Here is a 19,100-nt window from a genome sequence, read left to right as displayed (position 1 = left end):
TTTTAAAGCCGGGGCACCCCGGCTTTTTCATCACACTTTCTCGCTTAATACCGCTTCCAGTAAATCCAGTTCACGCAACATTTTTTGCAAGGTTTCATTGCTGATACGCTGGGTCGCACGCAGGTGATAGAGCTCGGCACGCTCGGCATTGACCGCCGCCAGACGAAAGCGCCGCTCCAGATTCTCAATTGCCATACTGTTTTCCAGCTCATCGGTGCCCGCCACCCGGCGATGCAACATCCCGATAACCCGCGCACTGACTTCGGCCAAAACCTGATCGTCAAGGTTTTCCTCCCGGTCTGCCGCCAGTCGCTCCTGCATTTTTTTCAGGCTATCAATCGCCACCTGAGCCATAGTGACCCGCGCAATACGTTCTTCTTTCTTCTGCACGCTGTGATCGGTAAGCGTGACACCTTTTAACAACACCGGCAGCGCCAGTACACCACATAGCAGCGAAAACAGAATCACGCCGGTGGCAATAAACACCAGTTGATAGCGTGATGGAAACGGCTCCCCCTCGCTCAGGTAAAGGGGAATCGACAGCACACCCGCCAGCGTAATCGCACCTCGCACGCCGGCAAAGGTACTTATCCAGATTTCGCGCGACGAATAATGCGCAAATAACATAGGATGTTTGTGATTAACCGCTCGGCTATAGAGTTTCACTAACCACAACCAAGCAAAACGCAGCAGCAACAGCGCACAATAGATCAGCAAAATATCGGCAAACAGCATCCAGGTTTCGATAGTCGGGTCGAGTTCAGCCTGCACGATGGACTCTTCAATCACGCCGGGTAATTGCAGCCCCAGCATCAGAAACACCATACCGTTGAACACAAACTCCAGCATATTCCACACGCCATTGGCTCGAAGCCGCATATTGAGTGGTGCCTGACGCAGCAATTGCGTTCGGCTCATGGTCATACCCGATGCCACTGCCGCCAAAATACCTGATACACCGAAATGTTCGGCAATAAGGTAGGCAGCAAAAGGTAATAACAGCAGCAGAACAATTTGCGTTGCAGCATCATCGTCCGTTTGGTGGCCCAGCAAAACCAGCGATTTACTGTAAATCCAGGCCACACCAATACCCGCCAGCAAACCACCAAGCGCCACCTGCAAGAACGCCAGCGTAGCGCCCGCGACACTAAACACCATGGTGCCCATCGCAATCGCGACAGCAAATTTCAGTGATACCAGCGCAGAAGCATCATTCATCAGCGCTTCGCCTTGCAAAATCCCCATGAGTTTTTTCGGAATGCGATCTTCACCGACGATGCCAGACAGCGCGACAGCATCGGTGGGCGATAATACTGCGGCCAGGGCGAACGCAGCCACCAACGGCATTTCCGGGATCATCCAGTGCAACAGATAACCAATACCCACCACCGTCACCACCACCAATACCAACGCCAGCCCAAGAATTTCCCGCATATGCAGCAAAAACTCACGGGTTGAGGTTTTCCAGCCATCGGCAAACAGTAACGGAGGGATAAACAGCACCATGAATAATTCAGGATTAAAATCAACATGTAAGCCGAACTGAGGCCAGGCTAGCATCGCACCCAGTGCGATTTGCATCAGTGGCAGCGGTATTTGAAAAGGTAAAATACGGGTGACGACACCAGAAAGTGAAACCACCAGCGTCATAATAAGAATGGTGAAAAATATTTCCATGTGTTCCCTGGTTGCCTGCCCGTTACATGAAATGCTTCCAGACTGCGATAATCCCATGCAGCCACACACCACCTATAGAGTGATATTTGGTAATAATAACAAGATATTGTGTGATGAACAGAAAACAACAAGAAAATCAGCAAAGAAAAACAAAAAAGGGGAACCGCAGTTCCCCTTAATAAATTTGAGCGTCGTTCTTAACAAAGCGCGTTACAGCGCCCAGCCGCCGGCATAGAACACCACCAGTGCAACCGCAATGATAACCGTACCAGCGTTAAGCTTACGCCATTCACCGCTAAATAGACGTCCTAACACCAGTGAACCAAAACCCAGCATAATGCCGGTCACAATGTTACAGGTCAGTACGATAAATACAGCACACACCAGGCCAGACATGGCATCAACAAAGTCGTTAAAATCCAGTTTGGAAACATTACTCAACATCAGCAAACCGACATACATCAGTGCCGGAGCGGTTGCATAGGCAGGAACCAGGTAAGACAACGGTGACAAAAACAGAATCAGCAGGAACAACGCGCCGACCACCGTAGCCGTCAGCCCGGTTTTACCACCAGCGGCCGTACCCGCCGCAGACTCAATGTACACCGCTGCCGGTGACGTTCCGACCAGGCTTGCAAAGATACTGCTCACAGAGTCAGCCGTCAGTGCTCGCCCGCCGTTGGTTATCTGCCCGTCTTTATCCAGCAGATTGGCCTGACCGGCAACCGCGCGGATCGTGCCCGTGGCGTCAAATACAGCAGTCATAACCAAAGCCAGCACACTCGGCAGAACTACAGGCTGTAATGCGCCTTTAATATCCAGCGCAAAAATCAACGACTGACCATTGGCATCACTCAGGGTCGGTAAAGCGAACAGCCCCTGATATTTCACATTCGGATCAAAAATCAGGCCGATGACTGAAATGGCGATAATCACAATCAGTATCCCGCCCGGTACGCGGCGTTTTTCCAAACCAATGGTGGCCGCCAGCCCAATCAGTGACATCACAACCGGGAATGCCGTGAAGTGCCCTAACGCAACCGGTAAACCATCAATCGGGTTTTTGATAACCAGGCCAATGCCATTGGCCGCAATAATCAATAAAAATAAACCAATACCAATACCTGCACCATGCGCAACACCGGTAGGCAGATTACGCAGGATCCAGGAGCGGATACCTGTCGCGGAAATGACGGTAAACAACACCCCCATCATAAAAATTGCGCCCAGGGCCACCGGCACGCTGATATGCTGCCCCAACACCAGACTAAAAGCAGTAAAAGCCGTCAGAGAAATAGCGCAGCCAATCGCCATCGGCAAGTTGGCCCACAGGCCCATCAACAACGATCCAAATCCAGCCACCAGACAGGTTGCAACGAATACCGCGGCAGGAGGGAAACCCGCCTTACCCAGCATCCCCGGTACAACAATAACCGAGTAAACCATAGCCAGAAATGTTGTCAGCCCCGCCAGCACTTCCTGGCGAACGCTGCTTCCACGCTGTGTAATCTTAAAAAAAGCATCAAGTGCGCCAGTCGGGCGCGCCGCATCGTCAGCCTGACGAGTGGTATTAGACATGGTATATCCCCCTGAATTGTCGTTGTTATCACGTATTATGGTTATCAGGTTATCGGGCATATGCCCGGCCTGTGTGGAGTCAATGGGCAGACACCTGATGGTTTATCAGATGCAAGATAGACCGCCACTTCCCCACGCCTGCCCGGTACGCAAACGATTAGCTATTGCGTTACAGAGAGGCTGAACTCTGTCAGTTGCTATTAAGGCGGCAGATTATCCTGCCTTCTGGAGCACCATTTCAACTGCTATTCCAGTCAGGCTCAGCCGGTATGATGCTTCAACAGGTCACGCCAGATGAAACAGAACCCCGTGCGGTAAGCAGGTAAAATGCACTCCGAACGCAATACAACAGGCAACATATTGAGTCTCAAAGAAAATAAAACGAAGGTTCAGAATATGCAGACGATGCGCTCAACTTTTTTTGTGATGAGCTTCACAAAAAAGTTGACCCCTTTTTAAGCTCGGTGTATCTTTAAAACCGTGAAGAGCATCACATAAATAATGAATCAACGAGAGGAATACGACAATGACATTTCTGAAAAAAGTTATCGCTATGTTTGAAAACTTCACCGTTAATTTCGGTATGTTCAACAACTAATTCTATTAAGTGTGTGGGGTAAAGCTGATGAGTATTGTCCGTCAAATCACTCAAGTATTAAAAGCGTTGGGCAAAACCTATCGCGGTGTTAACCCATACGCTCTGTTTCGCTAAGCATCACTCAATCTCTCCTTCTTATTGCGGCCACCTCTGGTGGCCGCTTTTTTGTGCTCAATAAAACCCGAGACTAACACCCAACCGGCAGGACACACGCCTACGACGAAGCACAATAAACGGCACCATCGAGGTGCCGCAGATTTAGCAGTACAGCGATGCTTCACCGCAAGGCCGGGTCTTAAAACGACGATGCAGCCATAAATACTGCTCTGGTGCCCGCAGAATTTCCCGCTCGATAATCTGATTCATATAGTGTGCGGCCTGTTGTTGATCATCACAGGGGTAATCCTGCAACTCAGGCTCAATAACCAGGTGGTAGCCTCGAAAGCCCGGTTTACGAATCAGCACCGTCGTAATAATCGCCGGCTTCGCCAAACGATGAATGGTAAACGTGCCCGAGGTCGTCGCCGCCTGTTCAACGGCAAAAAATGGCGCAAACACACTACCTTTCGGGCCGTAATCCTGGTCGGGTGCAAACCATACGGCTTCACCACTTTTCAGTGCCTGCACCATGCCGCGTAAATCCTTACGGTCAATCATCGCCTTATTCGAACGCGAACGTCCCCAGGTCTGCACCAGCTCCATGACCTTATTGTTATGACGTCGATACATCGCCATCATTGGCTGGCAAAGCCCCATAGCACGGCCACCGAGCTCCAGCGACATAAAATGAACGCCGATAACCATGACGCCACGGTGTTCTCGACTGGCATGCTGGAGATGTTCAAAACCGGAGACATCAAACCATGCCCGTACACGCCTGTCTGACCAAAACCAGGCCATGCCGGTTTCCATCAGCGCCATGCCAAGAGATGCAAAATTCGCCTCCAGCATACTCTCACGTTTTTCAACCGGCATATCCGGGAAACAAAGTTCCAGATTGCGACGAGCCACGGCAACACGGCGTTTGAGAAAATAACGGGAGCCTCGTCCCATGCAACTGCCTAAACGCATCAGCAGTGGATAAGGTAATTGTACCAACAGGAATAATGTGGCCAGGCCGCACCACAGTAACCAATAACGGGGGTGGAGCAAATCCCGAGTGAACCTTTGTTGAGTCATGATGAATGTCTTCTTGAATACGATGCCGGCCAGTTTTTACAAACCAACCATGCACGACAACGCCGTTATCCAGGTAACCCAGAGGAATACACAGTTAATGTGAAAAAAGAGGATTTATGGTGGCAGACAAGATAAAGACTTAACCTGCCACCAAGACCCTTCAGGTTACCCGAAATTGCCCCAGGAAAGGAGAGCCGGAGTGTAAATGTTGCCACAGAGTTGAAGCTTTAATGTACACGTTTAAACCAGGGGCTCTATCTGCCGTTCATCATCGCTCTGCTGACGATTATGCACCGGAGAATACGGGCTTGTTGTTATTAGCGAACCCGATCTCCTGACCCTTTGCCGATAACGGTTTGCACCAGATACGTAAAATAGTGTGTCACGCTCATCGTCTTGATCATCTGTTGATCGCATTGCGCCAGCTTCTGTGGCGTAGACATATCTATTCCACTAACCTGAGCCAGCCCTGTAATCCCTGGTAGTACCTCGAATACACCTCGATCCTGGCGCTCGGTAATCAATTCCTGCTGGTTGAACAGGCAAGGGCGAGGCCCGACCAGACTCATCTCACCCTTAAGAACATTAATCAATTGTGGCAGCTCATCTAATTTGGTTTTGCGCAAAAAAGCGCCCAGCGGCGTGATAGCACTGCGGCTGGCCAGATGTGTCGCGACCGATTCTGTTTTCACCGCCATAGTGCGAAATTTGATAAGGTGAAACGGGCGCTGATGTTTACCTACACGCTGTTGAATAAACACAGGGGAGCCGGTATCAAATAGTCCCAGCACATAAATAACTACCATCACAGGCCACAGGCACAGCAGCCCAATCAGGGCAAACACAACATCAAAAACACGCAGCATAATTATCGCTCAACTTTTTCAGATTCTGTCTTAAGGGCAGGGTTGCCCCTGGCATCATCGCTTTTTTGCATCACCAGATTGCGCTAAAAGCGCTCGCGCGGTAATTGACATGGCCTGATGATAGGGGATAGCGGGTTGCCAGCCAAGACATTGCCGGGTATCAGAGACATCGACTTGTAGTGACCCGACTAAACGTTCCACCATCGCACCTTTACCCACTATCGTCGCCGCACATCTCAGCAAGGACACCGGACACCGCCAACTACGATTTCTCACCCCTAACGCACGAGCCATATCAGCCAATAATGTCGCCGTAGAGACATCATGATCGTCGGAAACCATCCACACCTTACCTACCGCTTGCGGATTATCCAGACACAACAACACCAAACTGACCAGATTATCGACAAATACCAGACTACGGCGGTTATCTACCGCCGCCAATGGCAGCGGCACGCCCCTCATTACCCAGCGCATCATGGCCTGAAAATTGGCCTTCACCCCCGGCCCATAGACTAACGGTGGACGAATAATCACCACCTCAAGCCCGGTTTCGCGCGATAAAGCCAGTAACCCTTGTTCTGCTTCGAACTTGCTTAATGCATAAGGATCGGCCGGGGGGATGATAACCTCAGGAAGGAAAGGCTGGCCAAAGGGGGTGGATTCACCATTTACTTTGACTGAGCTGATAAAAATAAAGCGTTTGACTCCGGCTTCACTCGCTTGTCTGGCTAATCGCAACGTGCCGGCGACATTCGTCTGCCGATAAAGCGCCAACGCGCCCTGTTTGTCACTCATCTGATGAACCCTGGCAGCACAATGCACAATCACATCAACATCGCGTAATGCGGGCATCCAGTCAGTTGACTCCGTCAGGTCAGCGCGAAAAACTGAGCTATTATCAATATCTTCCCCACGTAAACTGCGCTGCTCCAGACAGGTTATGCCCTGCTGTTGCGCCAGTTTCACCACTCGTGTGCCGACAAAACCACTGCTACCTGTTACGAATATCTTCAAGATGATTACCTGATTAAAAGCACACAGACATGATGACCGTCACAAGATCTTTAACCAAAATTCAGCATCGCACGACTGGTCAAGACATTAACAGACCACTAAAATACCCGATTAATACCACTTTACTGTCGCATCCAAACATTCAGGCCCTTGATGTTAAAATTTATTCCGCTTTTGCTTAACGCTGAGCGCGCCCAAAAGCGCATCGTGACGGTACTGTATGACGTTATCGCCATCATTATCTCTCTCTATCTGGCTGTGGCTGTGCGTCTGGGCACCGTCACTTTTCCCGTCGGATACGCGGAAATCGCCAGTCTTGCGGTCACACTTTCTATCACTATTCTGGTTTTCATTCGCTGCGGCATGTATCGGGCCGTATTGCGTTACATGATGCTACCCGCGATGGGGTACGTTTTTTTGTCAGTGATTCTCTCGGCCATCAGCCTGACATTAAGCAGTTTCTTTTTTCAATCATTCGTGCCACGTAGCGTACCTTTTATTTACGCCGGTCTGGCAACACTGGCTCTGGGTAGCCCACGCGTTCTCATCCGCACGTTTTATTATCACTATTATAAACGCCAGAAACCAAACGTTTTTATCTACGGTGCGGGGTCTACAGGCAGAGACTTGCTTTACGCCCTTATTCAGGGAGATGAATATCATCCGGTCGTCATTTTCGATGATGATGAAAAGAAAGTCGGCCAAATCATTTGTGGTATCCGGGTTCATAGCAGCAGCGAGTTTGAAAAATTAAAACCACTCTATCAACCCGTAAAATTGTTATTGGCGATTAATAATATTAAGAAAGGTCAGCGTTTGCGGTTACTGGAAAGATTGTCACATTGGCCGATAGAAGTGCAATCGGTTCCCTCTGTTGAGGATATTGCCGCGGGTAAAGCCATTGCGACCGAAATACGCGATCTGGATGTAGCGGACTTGCTGGGGCGTGAAGCCGTTGATGCCGACAGGCAACTGATGGCTAAAAATATTACGGGCAAATCTGTCATGGTGACGGGGGCTGGCGGCTCGATCGGCTCAGAATTATGCCGGCAAATTCTGACACAACGCCCTCGGGTTTTAGTGCTATTTGAATTAAATGAGTACAACCTCTACACCATTGATCAAGAATTACAAAGCATTAAAAAACGGCTGAAACTGGAAACAAAAATTGTTACCGCGCTCGGCTCCGTACAAAAACAGAACCGGGTACAAAAGCTCATCAAAGCCAATCAGGTCGAGACGATTTACCACGCTGCCGCCTATAAACATGTGCCCCTGGTTGAAGAGAATGTGATTGAAGGCATTCGCAATAACGTTTTTGGTACGCTTGCCTGTGCAGAAGCCGCCATTGCCGAAGGTGTGGCCAACTTCACTCTGATCTCAACAGATAAAGCGGTTCGCCCAACCAACATCATGGGAACCAGCAAACGCATGGCAGAGCTCATTCTGCAAGCACTGGCAGAACGTCAAAACCAGACCATATTTACCATGGTTCGTTTTGGCAATGTGCTGGGCTCATCAGGATCTGTTGTACCATTGTTTAAAAAACAGATTCGCCAGGGCGGGCCGGTTACCGTAACCCATCCTGATATTATTCGTTATTTCATGTTAATCCCTGAAGCTGCACAGCTTGTGATACAGGCAGGCGCTATGGGTATGAATGGTCAAGTGTTTGTACTGGATATGGGGGAACCGGTCAAAATTCTCGACCTGGCGCGCCGAATGATCAATCTCATGGGAATGAAAGAATATATTGAGGGATACAGCGATGAAGGAGATATCGCTATCAAATTTACCGGATTGCGTCCTGGCGAAAAACTATATGAAGAACTGTTGATCGGTGAAAATGTTGAAGGAACCGATCATCCTAAAATCATGACGGCACAAGAAGAAAAACTAAGCTGGCAAGATATGCAGCTATTATTAGAAAGACTCGATAAATGCTGCCATGATTTTGATGTTGAATCCATCAAAAGCATTTTACTAACGGCTCCGACAGGATACACCCCAACTCTAAGTAAGAAGGCTTGATATTTTGAATAAAATTTTCATCTCTGTTGTTAATCATAACAGTGACGAGCTAATTATAAAAAGTAATGTCCTGTCTAAGCTGTCGGAAGATTTTAGCGTTATACTAAAATGTAATACGCCAGCCACGCCAGAACTGATTGAGCATGCAAAGAAGTCAGCTATTATATTGCTTAATGAAAGCTATGGGTTAGGTTTCGCTCAAAATAACAACTTCGTTTACAATCATTGCTATCATCAATTAAAAATATCCGACTCGGATTTCTTCCTTGTACTAAACCCTGACGTAATCATTGAAAAAAATGATTTAGAAAGTCTCTATGAAATAGTAAAAAAAGAAAAACCAGCGATATGTACGATCAACCTATTTAAAGATAGTGAAAAAACACAGCTGGAGTACTCAATAAAAAAATTCCCATCATTACTCACCCCCTGGATAGCGCTTTTCAAAAGCACCCGCCCGGACATATATGACAAAGCCAGCATTGAAAAGCCGATTCCCATTGACTGGGCGGCAGGTTCATTTTTGCTTTTTCGGTCAGAAATCTATAGGAAGCTAAACGGTTTCAACGAAAAATTCTTTATGTACTTTGAAGACGTAGATATTTGCAGAAGAGCCCATAAAGAGAATATAAGCATTACCTACTATCCCAATATAAAAGCAACCCATCTTGGTGCCTATAACAACAGAAAAATACTATCACGTCATTTCTGTTGGTATCTAAGAAGTTATTTGAGATATCACTTCAATTTTTGATAAAAATCGCCTTCATCAAATAAGCATGCAGATATTTAAAACCTATTATCCTATTCACAGGAACATACATCCTCGCAACAATAATAGATTAACAAAAAACAGACTTCATAATAAAAAAACGCCATCCAAAAAATCAGGATGGCGTTTACGTTAAAACTGCAATCATTCCCAATGTGACTTATGCGTTATCACCTGGAGACGTATTTTCCGCAACTTTCTTAAAAGATAAAAATTTTGATTTCAAAAAGAAAAGGAATATAACGAACCAGATCGAAAACAAAGGCGCTGAAAATACCATATACCGGCTGACAGGAGCAACACTCGTAAAAAGAATAGAGGTGACTAATGTACGAGCAAGTAAACAAGCTGAGATAATCCCCATCCAGACCAAGCCAGTGATGCTCATTTTTCTTGAAGGCAAAAGCAAAACCAAAAAACAGACCAAGATAAGTATATTTTCATAATGAGAAACAATAAATTCTCTTATTTTATGCATCCGCCCATCAAATTGCTTTGGTACAATCGAAGGCCGACGATTATATGCATTATTAAAGTTTTCGGGATCAAAATCGCTGCGAGCACCTAAACCGGAAAAATCACCAGTTAAAAAAACCGTATCTTTTAATAAATAAAATGAAGAGGATATGATATCACCAATCCAATGATTTAAATTAGGGTCAAAAGGGTAAGGAACAGCTAGCGTATAGGAAGGGAGAGCACCTTCATTCAGTAACTTATCGAGCTCCTGAGTAGCTGCGCTTAATTTTAGAGCCTTAATATGTCCATCTTGAGCATACTTACTATCTAATGCATTATTTATCGCCCAAATAGTCCGTGTTGGGTCTATTTCTCTCTTACCGACAAAAGACGATGAGTGTTCTCGAAGCAGCTCATAGTAACCATCTCGTCGTGTTATGTCAGAAGCAAACTCTGCAAATGCAGGACTTTTCTCAAGGGCAAGTCTAAAAGTATTCGTTGTTATAGGCGCATACCTCAGAGCATCGTCAGATTTTATACGATTAAGCTGATTTAGCAGTTTAACCTCATAAGAAAAAAGGCCTCTATAACCATCAACACCAAAAAAACTATAATTCAAGGACGATACAATTTTCAGTAAAATAAAAATAGGCAATAATGCTATCACGAGAAGATATATAAGCTTCTTCTTTTGAACTTTCCGATAAAAAAACAAGATAGAGAGTGCCAGTGAAGCGATAAGGACAACAGAAAAAACTTCTTCACCTTCCCTCGTTAAAATAATAAATGCCAAATTAAAAGAAAAAGCAGCCCCCAAAAGATAGGGTACCTTACCCTGCTTAATATGTTGCAGTATATTCAGAACAATACTGAACCCGACAATATACAATATTAATAAGACAGGTTCTCTTTGTGCCTCAGTAAAGCTCCTAATAGTATATGGGTTGAGTATAACAACCACTGACACTGCAATTGCCAGAAGCCGACCAAATTCTTTCCTCAATAAAGAAGCAAGCCAAGTTGTTGATGCAATAAAAGCGACTTCAAGAAACAAGCGAAATGGTATACCACTTTTCATCACCAGCCACCCTAATAAAGGGAAGAATGGTGGGCGGATTGGATCCTGTGAATGCCCCCAGTAACCAGCATTAACTAAATAGGCAAGTGCATCAGTATCATATTGCCCTCCAACAATTTCCGTTGTAGAGCTGATAATAAATCTGAAAGAAAATATTATTAGCACAGCTAACCATATGAATCTATCTTTAGACAGCAAAATACCACCATATAGATTTTTCATGACATAACCATTTTTTAATCTAAATAATTTTATAAATCTGCGAATACTTAAGAACTCGTAGACACGCAATGCTATGCTATAATCAAGGCATTTGAATACTAACTCATAATAATCAGGAAACCATTCTACTCTACCCATCTGACTTGTGGATACTTCATAATAAAAAATAAATTTCCATTATAATGGTTTTATCTTTAACAAAGTCAGTATTATACAACAATAGAAAAAACATATAATGCGGACTTTAACCCCGAATTATATAGGGATAGATACTGTTAAAGCTCTACTTTATATCTCCCAAGAATAACACCGGATAGACGTATAAAATATGGATTCCACTTTATGAAACAGTGATGACCCTCTATAAAGTCATTAGAACTTAACCATCACTTAAATTATACAATACTATAACTGCTGTTTTTTAACCAAATCGAGGGCGTTTTTTGATATTGGTAAAATGAAAAGAAAGATTGGTATAGTCAACATAATAAAACCTATTCTAAAAAAGAATGCTTTATATAATAAAAATTATTATCTTTTTAAATAGTTATCATCTAACCATTGAATGGTTTTTCTAACGCCTGATTCAAGATCAACTACAGGTGACCAATTAAATTCTTTCAAAGCCAATTCGTTAGATAATATACTCACCGGCACATCGAAACTACGACCTGGTTTATACTCACAAGAGACAGGTCTTCCCAGTACCTTTTCAATAGAATTTTTTATATCTATAAGTGAGGCTCCAACACCAGAACTAATATTAAATACGCGATGCATCCCTTCATAAGTTAGAGCCTTTGCAAAAGCATCAGCAAGATCTGCAACATATAGAAAATCCCTGGTAACACTGCCATCACCCCAAATTTCAATCGTCTTATCTTGTAATGCAAGATACGAGAAAATAGTTAAGGCACCTTGTGCTGTATTAACTTTTTGTCGTTCACCATAGGGGTTTGAAACTCTCAGAGAGAAAGCCTTAATACCATATTTTCTTTCGAAAATAGCCAAGTACTTTTCGATGGTAAGCTTAGTTACACCATAAGATACGACAGGCTCTGTGGGATGCTGTTCATCTATAGGTAAATAAACTGGATTTCCGTATACAGTGCCGCCTGATGAAATAAAAATAATTCTAGAAACTTTTTGCTCTACCATTAAATTAAGAATTTGAATAGTTCCAAGAACATTACTCTCTACATCAAAAAATGGATTATCGTTAGAGCTTTGAGGTAATGTCGTAGAGACAAGATGATATATAACATCCACACCACTTAGTGCCGAACTAACATCATCCTTATTACAAAAATCACCTTCAACCCATGTGACAGATTCATTGATAGAGAATTCTCTATATGGTTTAACATTTTCCCTATCGAAAACAACGATATCATGCCCATCACGCAGCAATCTATCCACTACAGCTGAGCCAATAAACCCACCACCACCTAATATAAGTACTCTCACATATACCCCATGACTGAAAGCTTATTAATAAATAAGGTTATACATTCTCAATGTTATGAAAATAAAAGGTTAAGAATGTTTTAGACACCAGCCTTATATGCAGTAAGGCTGGTGTCAGCTTTAAATTTTTCACACCAAAAATTTAACTTATATAGCTTACATGTGAAATTGTTGATGTATAAATACCATCATAAGCTTCGAAAAGTTTCTCTTCACTAAACTTAGAAGCAGCATGCGGGACATTATTTTTCAATAAGTTGTATTTTTTAGAATCAACACTTGATAGGTCAACTAAAAGTGAAGCCAGCTCTTCAACTGGTATTTTCCAGTTATCCAAGGAAAATAAAACACCAGCATCCCCATGAGAAGACTTAATCATATCTGCTATTTCACCTACATCACTAGCAATAATAGGCCGACCAGCGAGTAAACAATCGATGAGTACCAGTGGAAAACTTTCACCTTTAAATCTTGATGGTAATAAACCGATATCTGAAGCACTAAAGTAGTCGCGAATATTGCTTCTAAAGCCTAAAAAATGAATAGTGGAAGATGCCTTTGATTTTGACAGTGATTCATAGCACTCCCCTTCACCGATCAGTAATAGATGAATTTTCCTTTCACTGGTTCCATTAGCTATATTAACGGCATCAATGGCTTCAGCCCAACCTTTTTCAGGAATAGCACGACTGACCAGGCAAATAACAAAGTCATCTTCTTCAACCCCTAGCGATGACATATCTACAGGATTAATATCTAACTTAGGCAGAGCGTTATTAACCTTCACAAAGCCCAATTTATTTTGGAAGTCTACTGAGAACGGAATCAGGTTTTTCTGGGCTGTGTATACAACTTTATGAATAGAGCGCTCCATTAGCCCCAGGCAGTGTTTTCTCTCTTTCTCAGGGATCATTTCGTACATGCCATGCATAGATATTACTCTGGCAATTTCTTTATTTTCTAACAATAACGCAGCCAGAGACATATCAACACATGCGTGGTGCGAATGAGTGACTTCAATACCTAAATCAGTAGCAATGACACCCAATTGCTCGCGATTAATATTTTGTAGCAGTGGAATGTTTTTATTTAACATTTTACGCACACCAATTTCAGTTGGTGCGTCAAACCAGTTAAATAAGGTTACAGCATAACCATTCTTTTGCATTATGTTAGCAAGTAATATTGGGAATGTCTCTCCTCCCCCAGCGGCAAGGGCATACGTAGACATCAACAAATTAGGTTTTCGCTGTGTGGCTGCTGACCTTACTCGTTTTATATTGAAATACTCAGACAACACATCAAATGATTCTTCAGAATTAAATATACTCCACTGCTTTTGTACTTCTTTTTCTAGTCTAGGCAGCACACCATCGTTAACTTTATATAACGACACAATCTGTTTCGCAACAGCCTCATATTCCTGATAATAGATAGGCTTTGACTGATTAGAGGTGGAGGTGTTTTTTTCATGTTGCCGATAATAGTTTGTGCTATTAGGCGTATAAGCGACTAATCCACCTCTGATGAGATGCAGATAGAACACCCAATCCCCACAAATCTTCATCGAGAACCATTGCTTGTCATCCAAAATCTGAAGATCTCCAGGATGACGGAATAAAGCACTACTCACATTGGCAACAAGGTTACCAATCCCCCAAGAATGATTAACAAGATAGTGCGCCGATTTTATAAAGTCTTTATCCAGATTTTTTAAATCCAAACCATTTAAGTATTCATCTGAAGACCATATTTCTTTTTTATCATCGCCAGAAACAAAAACTGTACGACAGAAAGACAGCATAACCGCTTCATTCCTAAACTTCTTAACATTTTCTTCCAAGAAATTAGAGGAACAATAGTCATCACTCTCTGCAATCCAGATTAAGTCACCGCGAGCTAAAGAAAAACCTTTTTTCCATTGAAAGAAAACACCACCTGAATTTTCTTCATTAACGAAAATTCTTGTATTTTCTTTATAACGTTCAGCATATTCTTCTAAGACAATCTTACTATTATCTGTAGATTTATCATCAAGCAAAATAACTTCAATATTTTTATAAGTTTGACTATAAATAGAATCCAATCGTTCCCTTAGATATTTTTCATGATTATAGTTAGGAACTATAATGGAAACCAACGGTTCATATCCGATATTATCGGAGGGTATATCGTAATTATAACCGTTAGAAAAACCTGAGTTATCACTATGATTAACTACATTATCACTATCGATTTCCTTAGCATTGTGGGATGTATTTCTTAACAAAAGAGTGTTCGCGCGATTTTTTATCCCCTTTAACCCCTCCCGATTATAAATATTCACAACCTTCTTTATTAAAGTTTTATAAGAACCATAATAACGGAGGGCATAGAAAGAAGCATTGTATAATTTAATAAACTTACGTTTTGGTTCTAAAATTAGTTTTGAAATTATGAATTTTATCATAGAGATAACTTTATTATATTTTCTTCCAAACAATCGTACTGGTGAGGATATTTTCCACGAGGTAGATTGCTTTATTTCATCAATGTAAACACGATAGGAATCAGCAATATTATGCAAATCACTATTTACTATATTTAACTCAGAGAGTGATAAATAAAGCCTTGATTTTTCATCCTCTAACTTTGACTTTTCATCTTCAAGTTCTAACTTTTCATTTTCAAGTCTTGATTTTTCATCTTTGAGACATTTGATATTTTCTAAAAGCGTATTTTTTTCTTCTAACATCTCCTTAATGATCACATCTCTAGCATCTAAAGACAAATTAAGATTTAATCTTTCATCCTCTAACCTTACGCTATCACTTTCGAAAAACTTTATATTTTCTATGAATATATTATTGTTCTCCATAACATCTTTAATCATTAAATCTTTAGCATTAATAAGTTGCTTTATGCTATTAACCTCATCGACTAAGTTTTTAATTCTTTCGCTTTGCGCTATTAGAGCTGTGCTATCTGGATTCTCAGCAGAATCGTTTATTACACCAGTGACTTTACTTGAGTAACCATTTGAAAAATCTGATATACTATCGATTATTCTTTCTTCGAAATTTGAAGAAAAGCTTGCATCTTTCAGTATAACTGCAACAAAGTCATTCCAGGCACCGCCACTGGCGACCTCACCTTCTGATTTTTGACCTATGAATGACTCAAGCAGTAATGCATTATGACCATTTCGATTGGCCCAGTTTACCATTGCATGCCCAGAATCAGGATAAAAACGCCAACAGTCAACAGGCCAGCGATGAACGAATCCATTACTCGGGGCATTTAAATATAATACGCCATCTTTCTTCAAAACTCTTAATGCTTCAAGCAGTACTAACCAGAAGAATTCCGAGTGTTCAAAACATGATGAACTCACTACAACATCAACAGAATTGTCATCCAGTGGCAGTCGGTATGGATCATCGATAATAATATCGACACCATTTCCTGTAACAAAATCCATTCCTATATAATCGGAGCCTTCTGGAGCAATATCTCTTAATGAACCATTTACGTTTTGGGAGCCTATTTCAGCTATTACCAATTTCTTATTCATATGATTGTGGCAATATGCTTTAAAGAACATACCTCCATAATACATAGCTGATTGATGCATCAATATTTCCTCGAAATTTACATCGACTTTTAGATATAATTTTTTTACATCACCAAATTTTTTGGTAGCGATGAAAAATTACGTTATATTCACTTAACAGATAATTCAATATCTCTCATTGGTATACCAACAAGGCCAAAACATATAGAACTTGCATGAACTTTAACCATCATTGCATCATAAACCCAGTGCAATTGAACATGTTTTTCTTGTGTACCATCTGCTATTGCAGCATTAATTGTATAATCCCCGGTGGGAAGCATAGGTAGCCGAAAATGAAATTTAGCCACTACAGTTTGTCCAGCCTTAATTTCTGATGGAATATGCCTATACTTTATATAAGTATTATCGCCAAAGATAACCTGTCCCAACCTATCCTTAAAATCAAAGCCGATAATAGGCTGAAAAATATGCTCTTTGGCAATACACCTTACTTCTAAGATAACGTTCTCTCCTCCTACTATCCACGATAGCGGGACGCCATCTGAATCTAATAATCTGACAGAGTTAATCTTCGCACCACCGCTACCAAAACTATCCGCTTCATACGAGAACTTAAAAATCTCAATATCATTTCTTAATGTAGAGGAGTTGACGATTGATTCTCTGAAATCCCTATAATCTGATTCAGTAATTTCTTTTTCATCACTCAGCTCATCAGCAGAGTAATTAATATCTTGTTCTTCTTCATACAAAGAAGCGAGATATTTAGCAGTAATTTCTTTCGGTGAACCTATACTTACTATCTCACCTTTATCAATATAAATTGCTTTATTACATAGATTAATAACAGCTGCGGTATCATGACTCACAAATAGAACAGTGCCTTTCTCCATGAAGGAGCGTAAAAATCGCATACATTTTTGAATAAAGAAGGCATCACCTACAGCCAGGGCCTCATCAATAATTAAAATATCTGCATCTACATGTGCAATAACAGCGAAAGCCAGCCTAACAACCATCCCGCTAGAGTAATTTTTTACAGGCTGATCGATAAATTCACCGATATCAGCAAAAGCCACAATATCATCAAACCTTTGTTCTATTTCTGTCTTTTTTAACCCCAGTACAGATGCATTCATATAAACATTTTCGCGACCGCTAAATTCAGGATTAAATCCTGAACCTAATTCAAGTAATGCCGCTATACGTCCATTAGTTTTAACACTACCCGAAGTTTGGCTCAACGTGCCACAAATTAGCTGTAATAATGTCGATTTGCCACAACCGTTACGTCCTATTAATCCAATCGTCTCACCTTTCTTTATTTCAAAAGAAATATCTCTCAAAGCCCAAAAATCTTTATGATACTTTTTATCTTTACCAGTCAAATATCGAATCATTGGTGGAAAGATGAATTGCTTCAGTCTATCTAAAGGCCTATCATAGATTTCATAGCATTTATTTAAATTTTCTACTTTTATCGCAATATCGGAGGACATCAGCAAAACCCTTTATTGTCTTTTGAAACCCAAAACAGCTAATAAAAGCCATGAGTAATGAAAAGCATATATAATGCAATAGGAGATATACTATTATCTCAGATACCTTTAGTATATGTTTCAGCAACAAATATCGATTTGAACAAGAATATGTATTAATAAAACCATAAAGAAGCACTTAGCAGTGCCAGACACCGCTAAAAAGACATATCATCAAAAAATTCATGACTGCCGCCATGTAAGAGGAGCCTTATCTACAATCAATAAAGGCGGCAGAGAAAATTATAATCTATATATTTTTGTATTACTCAATTACAGTACATCGGCAAATCCCTTCTTCGTTCTTTTAAAGAAAAGATAACCAAAAATAAGAATAATCAGTGAGAAAACTGTAATCAATAAAAAATCGATAATGTTTACAGGCCGCCCCCATATCATAACATCCCTCACCTGCTCAATAATTAAGGTAAGCGGATTGATTTTCATAAGATCCTGAAATTGCTCTGGTAAAGAGTCTACCGAATAGAATACTGGCGATAAAAAAAGAAGAGCTGTGGTTATTAGTCCCGTCATCTGTGAAACATCTCTTATATAAACACCTAACGCAGCTAAAAACCAACTGATGCCCAAGGTAATAAAAACCAAAGGCAACAGTACTACAGGCAGAAAAAAAATCGTTAGCGGAGGAAAACCGGAAAAAATGGAATAAAATACACCCCATACAATAAAGCTCATTAGTGCCTGAAAAAGAGAAGAGATGACACTAACAATTGGCAAAATCTCAATTGGGAAAATGATTTTTTTAACAAAATTCGGATTGTTGACTATCAATAAAGGAGACTTATTAACACATTCCGAAAAAATGTTATATACAATCAAACCAGAAAATAGTAACAATGCAAACTCGATCTTACTGCCTGTGCCACCAGGCCATCTTGCTTTAAAGACAACACTAAAAACAAATGTATAAACAGCCAGCATCATTATCGGATTTATTAACGTCCATAAAACACCAAAAAATGATCCTTTATAACGAGAGCTTATATCTCTAATTGTTAAAGTTTTTATCAGACCGATATGATTATACAGTCGAGAAAGCAT

12 protein-coding genes are annotated in these 19,100 nt (G+C 41.7%); 2 read left to right on the top strand and 10 right to left on the bottom strand.

The window, feature by feature from the left end; genetic code table 11:
• Nucleotides 1–30: 30 nt before the first annotated feature.
• The 5 genes from DAQ1742_RS03530 to DAQ1742_RS03510 form a co-directional block, all read right to left on the bottom strand.
• Nucleotides 31–1,677, bottom strand: coding sequence for a Na+/H+ antiporter (locus tag DAQ1742_RS03530; protein WP_035339916.1), 1,647 nt, complete (start codon nt 1,675–1,677; stop codon nt 31–33).
• 210 nt (nt 1,678–1,887) lie between these two features.
• Nucleotides 1,888–3,255, bottom strand: a complete 1,368-nt coding sequence (locus DAQ1742_RS03525) for an NCS2 family permease (protein WP_035339914.1) — start codon at nt 3,253–3,255, stop codon at nt 1,888–1,890.
• A gap of 856 nt (nt 3,256–4,111) precedes the next feature.
• The gene (gene lpxP / locus DAQ1742_RS03520; protein ID WP_456298324.1) at nt 4,112–5,035 is read right to left on the bottom strand and encodes a kdo(2)-lipid IV(A) palmitoleoyltransferase; all 924 of its coding nucleotides are present in this window, start codon (nt 5,033–5,035) and stop codon (nt 4,112–4,114) included.
• A 314-nt stretch (nt 5,036–5,349) separates the two neighbouring features.
• Nucleotides 5,350–5,898 (bottom strand): sugar transferase, encoded by a 549-nt coding sequence (locus tag DAQ1742_RS03515; RefSeq protein ID WP_035339910.1) that lies wholly within the window; start codon nt 5,896–5,898, stop codon nt 5,350–5,352.
• A 54-nt stretch (nt 5,899–5,952) separates the two neighbouring features.
• Nucleotides 5,953–6,915, bottom strand: coding sequence for a UDP-glucose 4-epimerase family protein (locus tag DAQ1742_RS03510; RefSeq protein WP_180706229.1), 963 nt, complete (start codon nt 6,913–6,915; stop codon nt 5,953–5,955).
• Between the two features lie 153 nt (nt 6,916–7,068).
• On the opposite strand from DAQ1742_RS03510, the gene DAQ1742_RS03505 reads away from it, so the two are divergent.
• Entirely contained in the window at nt 7,069–8,946 is a 1,878-nt protein-coding gene (locus DAQ1742_RS03505) for a polysaccharide biosynthesis protein (RefSeq protein ID WP_035339905.1), read from the top strand.
• 4 nt (nt 8,947–8,950) lie between these two features.
• On the top strand, nt 8,951–9,700 hold the full coding sequence (locus DAQ1742_RS03500) for a galactosyltransferase-related protein (RefSeq protein WP_067486587.1): 750 nt from the start codon (nt 8,951–8,953) through the stop codon (nt 9,698–9,700).
• 178 nt (nt 9,701–9,878) lie between these two features.
• On the opposite strand, the gene DAQ1742_RS03495 is transcribed toward DAQ1742_RS03500, so the two are convergent.
• From DAQ1742_RS03495 to DAQ1742_RS03475, 5 genes are all read right to left on the bottom strand, one after another.
• The gene (locus DAQ1742_RS03495; protein ID WP_145916152.1) at nt 9,879–11,477 is read right to left on the bottom strand and encodes a hypothetical protein; all 1,599 of its coding nucleotides are present in this window, start codon (nt 11,475–11,477) and stop codon (nt 9,879–9,881) included.
• A 531-nt stretch (nt 11,478–12,008) separates the two neighbouring features.
• Entirely contained in the window at nt 12,009–12,944 is a 936-nt protein-coding gene (locus DAQ1742_RS03490; RefSeq protein WP_035339901.1) for an NAD-dependent epimerase/dehydratase family protein, read from the bottom strand.
• Between the two features lie 142 nt (nt 12,945–13,086).
• Entirely contained in the window at nt 13,087–16,557 is a 3,471-nt protein-coding gene (locus DAQ1742_RS20680) for a glycosyltransferase (RefSeq protein WP_051124005.1), read from the bottom strand.
• 89 nt (nt 16,558–16,646) lie between these two features.
• Complete coding sequence (locus DAQ1742_RS03480) at nt 16,647–17,999, bottom strand: ABC transporter ATP-binding protein (RefSeq protein WP_035339898.1); 1,353 nt, start codon at nt 17,997–17,999, stop codon at nt 16,647–16,649.
• Nucleotides 18,000–18,311: 312 nt separating this feature from the next.
• Complete coding sequence (locus DAQ1742_RS03475; RefSeq protein ID WP_035339896.1) at nt 18,312–19,100, bottom strand: ABC transporter permease; 789 nt, start codon at nt 19,098–19,100, stop codon at nt 18,312–18,314.

It is taken from the genome of Dickeya aquatica, assembly GCF_900095885.1.
GTDB classification, from domain to species: domain Bacteria; phylum Pseudomonadota; class Gammaproteobacteria; order Enterobacterales; family Enterobacteriaceae; genus Dickeya; species Dickeya aquatica.
Note: the sequence above shows the minus strand (reverse complement) of the source record. Positions and strands in the feature narration are given on the sequence as shown.

Bases quoted from the DNA above. Each gene is read 5' to 3' on its own strand.
- DAQ1742_RS03530 (WP_035339916.1), bottom strand. From the start codon at position 1,677: ATGGAAATATTTTTCACCATTCTTATTATGACGCTGGTGGTTTCACTT.
- DAQ1742_RS03525 (WP_035339914.1), bottom strand. From the start codon at position 3,255: ATGTCTAATACCACTCGTCAGGCTGACGATGCGGCGCGCCCGACTGGC.
- DAQ1742_RS03515 (WP_035339910.1), bottom strand. From the start codon at position 5,898: ATGCTGCGTGTTTTTGATGTTGTGTTTGCCCTGATTGGGCTGCTGTGC.
- DAQ1742_RS03505 (WP_035339905.1), top strand. From the start codon at position 7,069: ATGTTAAAATTTATTCCGCTTTTGCTTAACGCTGAGCGCGCCCAAAAG.
- DAQ1742_RS03495 (WP_145916152.1), bottom strand. From the start codon at position 11,477: ATGAAAAATCTATATGGTGGTATTTTGCTGTCTAAAGATAGATTCATA.
- DAQ1742_RS20680 (WP_051124005.1), bottom strand. From the start codon at position 16,557: ATGCATCAATCAGCTATGTATTATGGAGGTATGTTCTTTAAAGCATAT.
- DAQ1742_RS03480 (WP_035339898.1), bottom strand. From the start codon at position 17,999: ATGTCCTCCGATATTGCGATAAAAGTAGAAAATTTAAATAAATGCTAT.
- DAQ1742_RS03475 (WP_035339896.1), bottom strand. From the start codon at position 19,100: ATGCTTTCTCGACTGTATAATCATATCGGTCTGATAAAAACTTTAACA.